This window comes from uncultured Anaerococcus sp., assembly GCF_937934665.1.
In the GTDB taxonomy this organism is placed as follows: Bacteria; Bacillota; Clostridia; order Tissierellales; family Peptoniphilaceae; genus Anaerococcus.
The window spans coordinates 1-1,575 of sequence record NZ_CALGYW010000010.1 but is presented as its reverse complement, the minus strand read 5'-3'; the positions used below and the strand labels follow the sequence as shown (position 1 = coordinate 1,575).

1 protein-coding gene is annotated in these 1,575 nt (G+C 33.8%); it reads left to right on the top strand.

Annotated elements, in window-relative coordinates:
- The first annotated feature begins 299 nt into the window (after positions 1-299).
- On the top strand, positions 300-1,541 hold the full coding sequence (locus Q0410_RS00575) for a helix-turn-helix domain-containing protein (RefSeq protein WP_299031632.1): 1,242 nt from the start codon (positions 300-302) through the stop codon (positions 1,539-1,541).
- Positions 1,542-1,575 lie beyond the last annotated feature (34 nt).

The window sequence follows — 1,575 nt, the reverse complement described above, 5'->3', positions numbered from 1 at the left end:
AATGATTTTCCTCTGAAATTTTTTGCCATAATAATCTCTCCTTTGTATTTTTCTGTTACTAACAGCATCGTAACGATTTCACACTTATATAATATCACATATCTTAAATTTAATTAGGACAAAAAGGCACTTATTTTTTGTCAATTATTTATAATTTGGTAAAAAGTCGTCTTTTTTTAGCAAAGTATGCCTTTTTTTACATAAAACAAACGTTTTTTGTATGAATATTTGAAAAAAATTAAAAAATTTATTGAAAATTATCCAAGAAAAAATACTATATAAGTAGGAGGAGTATCTTTATGGGAAAAAAATATGTTACGCTACAAGATTCGTTTTCATCGTCTCTAACAGGGTCAAATCTAATAAGTTTTGACATCCAAGCTGACGACGGAAAAACCCTGCCCCTTATGCATAAACACAGCAGGTTCTTATATATCCTAGAAGGTGAGGGAAAGATTAAAATCCAAGATAGGGTCTATAAGATGGCCCCTGACACAGTAATCTCTATCCTTCCTTGGCAGACTTCTGAGATTATAGAAGTTGATGATAAACTTACCTACTATCTTTTGGTTTATAACTTTAACCTAGTCAATGTCTACATGAAAAGCCAGATGAATATAGACAATGAAGACCTAGACTTTATATCCTCCTTATATAAAAGCGAGTCTGCTCTTTATGACTTAGAAGCCAACGAAAAGATTCTTGCAATCTTTGAAGATATAAAAAAAGAAGTTGGGGTTCATTCCCTAAACTTGATTATCCATACCAAAAAGAAATTCTCAACAGTCTATCTAATGTGTAAGATTACCGAGCTTTTGATTCTTTATATAAGGTATATAAACGACGCCGACAACTTTGGTGAGTCAATTGCGGCCAAAAAAGAAAATATCTTTATGTATATATTTTTAAACTCATCTAAGGATATAAGCCTAGAAGTCCTCTCAAAGATTTTTCTCATGTCAGAATCTGCCATAAGCCAGTACATAAAGGATGTGACAGGTCTTGGTTTTCTAGATATTCTCCATGAGATAAGAATTTACAAGGCAAAATTCCTCTTAAGCCACACCGATATGACCTTAAGAGAAATAGCAAAGGCTGTAAACTATTCTGACCCCGCCCAGCTATCTAAAATCTTTCAATCCAAGCAAACCATAGGGACTAGAGACTTTAGAAAGCTAAGCCAGCTAATAGAAGGCGATACCTCCTTTACCTTCAAACCAGAAGACCTAAAGCTAATCGATTATATAAATGAAAATTATGCCAAAGATACAGATATAATGGATGTATCAAAGAAGTTTGGCCTTACAAGCAAGAATATAAACAAACTCTTTGTTTACTTTATGGAGCAAAACTTCTACTCCTACCTCCACCAAGTAAGAGTCCACGCTGCTTGCGAGCTTTTGGTAAATACTGATGATCCTATAACAGATATAGCCATAGCAGTAGGCTACAATTCGTCAAAGACCTTGCTTAGAAACTTTGTCAAAATCCTTGATATGACCCCATCAGAATTTAGGTCAAGCCACCAGGCAGATTTATAAAAAAAATCGTCCAGCATTTATCTAACAAATGCCA

What these genes read in the sequence shown, in the direction of transcription:
- Q0410_RS00575 (WP_299031632.1), top strand. Translation starts at nt 300, where the DNA reads ATGGGAAAAAAATATGTTACGCTACAAGATTCGTTTTCATCGTCTCTA.